Below are 4,699 nucleotides of genomic sequence, written 5' to 3' on the forward strand. Positions count from 1 at the left end.
GACAGACAAATCTTAAAAATAGATTACCATTTTATCGAATTTCAAAAGCCATTTAAAGGTAAATATCAGCAAATCAGTAAAAAAATACTAATAAATTCAATAAAGTTATGAGAACAATTCTTATTCTTATTTAATATTTCACAATTTTAATTTCAATTTAATCATGTATCATTTAATTCGGGTTTTCCTCATGTCCGATTTACTTCAACAATCTGGAAAATCGCCCTTTTCCAAACTTCAATAAAAACATCAGGCCGTCTGAAAACTGATTCTTTTCAGACGGCCTGTGTACATCACATTCATTTAAATAGAAAAATCAATCGACACCTTTGAGCATGCGGTTCAATACCGGGGCAAGTACCAGCAGGATACCGCAGGTTACTGCGCCGATGGTGGCCAGCATCCAGTAGAAATCCAATGGTGACTCAGCATTGTAGTAGTCTTTAAACAACACTCCGCCCAAAGTAAAGCCGATGGACAATGCCAAGAAATTCAACGCAACCATTTGTGTTTTAAACATGCTCGGTGCGATTTTGGTAGAAAACGACAGCGAAATCGGCGACAGCATCAACTCGCCTATCGTAATCGCCAACAACACCAGCATAAACACGATAATCGGCATCGGGGTTCCGGATGAAATATACGGAATGAAACACAAATAAGAGACGCCGGTTACCAACATGGCCAGCGCAAACTTCAACGGCGTTTTAGGTTGGCGTTTGCCCATTTTCGTCCACACCGCCGCCATCACGCCGGAGAAGAGAACCACCCACATGGCCTGTATCGAGTCTTTCCATGAAACAGGCACGGTAAAGCCGAAGAAAGTACGATCGACCGTTTCGTCGAAATAAACCGTTGCAACGGTGTACACTTGAAACCAAACCGCCCAGAACATACAAATGGTCAAAAACAACGGAATATAGGCCATGATGTAACGTTTATTGGCTGCCTCAACCTGGCTGCTGCCCAGCAGGCGTGCAAAATAAGCGATAACGGTGATAATGACCACGCCCAAAAGCCAGCGTGAAAAGTTTTCAAGATTGAGCGCGCCGGAAGCAATCACGCTGCCCAACACCAAAACCAGCAACACGCCGACAGCTATTGCAGTCTGTACCTTTTCAGGGCGCAACGGATTGGGAGCCGGCGTATGCGGCAGGTCTTTACGGCCACGTGAATACCACAGCAGGCCAAATGCCATACCGACGGCCGCCGCGCCAAAGCCATAATGAAAACCCATGCGGTCTTGCAAAATACCGGTCAACAAAGGGCCTAAGAAACCACCGATATTGATGGAAATATAGAAAATGGAGAAACCGGCATCGCGCAATTCGCGCAGATCGTCCCGTTCATACAAAGAACCGACCATCGAACTGGCAGACGATTTCACGCCGCCGCTGCCCAGCGCGATACACACCAAGCCCAACAGCAATCCCATCAAGCCCGGCACAATCGCCAATAAAATATGACCGGTCATCACGACGATACCGGCGATAAACAGGGTACGTTCCGAGCCCCAAATGCGGTCGGCCAACCATGCGCCGAGAATAGTAGACAGGTAAACGCTGCCGCCGTATGCGCCAACAATACCGCCGGCCAAAGCCTTATCCATACCCAAGCCGCCTTGATTCGCGGCGTAATACAGATAAATCAACAGGATGCCCTGCATACCGTAGAAGGAAAAACGTTCCCACAGCTCAATATGGAATAGGGTGGATAATTGCAAAGGATGGCCGAAGAAGGTTTTCTCGGCAGAAGACGGCTTTTGACCGGACATTATGAGTTCTCCTATATATTAGACAGACTTAGGCTTCAGACGGCCTGTTATACCTACCAATCATTTTTATGGAAGCCATATATTACCGCCAATCTTTGCATTTGCAAAACATTAAAAAGCATTTTTTTACAGAAAGATTAAGATTCGTATCTAAAAAGAACTCAATAGCTACATAACAAGGATATCGCGGCCATCTCTGTCATGCCCTACATATTCAAAAACCCATTAATTTTTAGATTTTCTATATTGTATTTTTCATGTGGCCGAAAACGGATATATTTACTGCGTTCGGTATTCCATTTAGGCTGATAAGACTTTAGAGTAGTTTCAGGCTGCCTGAAAACTATGTGATACAAATAACAGATAAAATAAAGCCCTACTTAAAAAAGTAGGGCTTAAAGAAATTGTTTATTTTTTGCCCCCACCAGATTTTCCGCTACCTAACGGGGGATTGTTACCACGTCTGCCGCCTGACGGATTACCTGTTTTGCTTGGCCAGTTTGGGTTACTGTTGCCTGTCTGATTATTTGCCATTATTGCTACATTCTATACTTAAGTTTTCAGATACACGGACTTTTATTTCCGTTTCTATATTTTATAGATTTAGATTTTTTTTTCAATTTAATTTTTTCAGTAGTCGTAGCAACTGTATTTTTCACCCCGTCGGGCAAAAATACCAAAACTCAAATCAAGCCGTTTGGATACCGTTTTCGGTGATACCGTTCCCGGCAAAGTAATCACGCATCCGGGCATTCAATACCGTCAGCAGTTTGCGCATACATGCCGTAACAGCAACCTTATACGGCTTACCCTTGGACAGCAGGCGTTGGTAGAAATCCCGAATAAGCGGTTCAAAACGTGTCGCTACCACGGTAGCCATATACAGCGCCTTACGCACCGCAGACCTTCCGCCGAAGCAGCGGCTTTTGAATTTGGTTTCCCCGCTCTCCCTCGGGTGTGGGGCAATACCGACCAGACTCGCCAGCCGTTTGTGGTTCAGCCGTCCCAATTCGGGCAGCATCGCCATCAATGTAGCCGTCGTTATCGAACCGATGCCTTTGATTTGCTCCGCCACTTGGGCTTTGCCGTCAAAATGCGTGTGGGTGTGGTCATCGATTTGTTTGTCCAATTCGTCAATCAACCTGTCAAAATGAGCAATCAGTTGTTTGACGCTTTCGACTTGTGTTTCGTGAACCTGATGCAGACGGTTTTTCTCGGCAGTCCGCATATCCACCAGTTGGTTGCGGCGGTTAACCAATGCTTCCAACACTTCTTCCGCTTCGGTGGGCGGGTGGTAGAGCATGGTTTGCCAACCTTCTTTCTGCGTCATCATCTGTGCGAAGAAGGCGAGCATTTGGGCATCTTTGGCATCGGTTTTGGTCAGCGACTGCGATTGGGCAAACTGATGCGTCTGACGCGGGTTGGCGATAATCACGGCTATGCCTGCACGGTGGATGGCTTTGGCGGCGGGGATTTCGAGACCGCCGGTGCTTTCCATCACGACGAGGGCGACGTTGTGTTTTTTAAGGTATTCGATAGTATGGGCGATACCTTTTGGGTTGTTGGTTTCGGTTTTGGTTTTAGACAAAGACGAAACGGCGATGACGAAGTTTCGTTTGGCGATGTCGATACCTGCGTAATTGTATTGGGTACTCATCATAAACCTGCCTTGCATTCGGTTGTGTTGTTCGGCAACTATCCGGTTATGTCGATGGGTTGCCCGACCGCTCCCTGAGCTACTCAACGGTTGTTTACCTTGGTCGGATGCGGGCGGCGGCGGGCGGTTTGTTGCTATGATACGGAAGTTCCGATATACAAGGTATAGTTACTAACAAACAGGCCGTCTGAAATCTTTCAGACGGCCTGTTTGTCTCTTACGGTTTACACACCTTGTTTCAGGCTGGCTTCGATGAAGCCGTCCAAGTCGCCGTCCAATACGGCTTTGGTGTTGCCGACTTCGTAGCCTGTACGCAAGTCTTTGATGCGTGAGGAATCCAAAACGTATGAGCGGATTTGGCTGCCCCAACCCACATCGGACTTGCCTTCTTCCAACGCCTGCTTCTCTTCGTTGCGTTTGCGCATTTCCAATTCGTACAGTTTGGATTTCAACATTTCCATCGCGGCAGCTTTGTTGGCGTGTTGCGAACGGTCGTTTTGACACTGCACCACAATACCGGTCGGCTCGTGGGTAATACGCACGGCGGAGTCGGTTTTGTTAATGTGCTGACCACCGGCACCGGATGCACGGTAAGTGTCGATACGCAAATCGGCCGGGTTGATTTCGATTTCGATGGAGTCGTCGATTTCGGGGTAAACGAACACGGATGAGAAAGACGTGTGGCGTTTGTTGTTGGAGTCAAACGGCGAGTAGCGCACCAGGCGGTGAACGCCGGTTTCGGTACGCAGCAGGCCGTAGGCGTATTCGCCTTCCACGCGGATGGTAGCGCGGTTAATGCCTGCGATTTCGCCGTCGTCTTCTTCAAGGATTTCGATTTTGAAGCCTTTGCGCTCGGCGTAACGGCTGTACATGCGGAACAACATGCCTGCCCAGTCTTCGGCTTCGGTACCGCCCGCGCCTGCGGTGATGTCGATAAAGCAGTTGTTCGGGTCGGCAGGCTGGTTGAACATTCGTTTGAATTCGAGGTCGGCCATTTGTTTTTCCAAACCGGCCACATCTTCCTGCACGGCGGCGAAACCTTCTTCGTCATTTTCTTCGACGGCCATTTCAATCAGCATGCGGTTGTCTTCGATGCCTGTGGCGATGTTGTCGAGGGTCACCACGATGCCTTCGAGGATTTTTCGCTCTTTGCCGATTTCTTGGGCGCGTTTGGGGTCGTTCCAGAGTTCCGGGTCTTCGGAGAGGCCGACGACTTCTTCAAGGCGGTCTTTTTTGCCTTGGTAGTCCATATAGACGCGGATGTCTTC

The 4,699-nt window shown here is 48.1% G+C and carries 3 protein-coding genes; all 3 read right to left on the minus strand.

Features of this window, described 5'->3' with window-relative positions:
• Positions 1-316 precede the first annotated feature (316 nt).
• Positions 317-1,774, minus strand: coding sequence for an oligopeptide:H+ symporter (locus tag ACTHSP_RS18025; protein ID WP_049350689.1), 1,458 nt, complete (start codon positions 1,772-1,774; stop codon positions 317-319).
• Between the two features lie 688 nt (positions 1,775-2,462).
• The gene (locus ACTHSP_RS18030; RefSeq protein ID WP_440346595.1) at positions 2,463-3,449 is read right to left on the minus strand and encodes an IS110 family transposase; all 987 of its coding nucleotides are present in this window, start codon (positions 3,447-3,449) and stop codon (positions 2,463-2,465) included.
• A 206-nt stretch (positions 3,450-3,655) separates the two neighbouring features.
• Positions 3,656-4,699, minus strand: a 1,044-nt coding sequence (prfB, locus tag ACTHSP_RS18035; RefSeq protein WP_440346596.1) for a peptide chain release factor 2, incomplete at its 5' end; no start/stop codon positions are given.

Source organism: Neisseria sp. P0001.S005, assembly GCF_051963715.1.

Excerpts from the sequence above, each read along its gene's own strand:
- ACTHSP_RS18025 (WP_049350689.1), bottom strand. The coding sequence starts at position 1,774 with ATGTCCGGTCAAAAGCCGTCTTCTGCCGAGAAAACCTTCTTCGGCCAT.
- ACTHSP_RS18030 (WP_440346595.1), bottom strand. The coding sequence starts at position 3,449 with ATGCAAGGCAGGTTTATGATGAGTACCCAATACAATTACGCAGGTATC.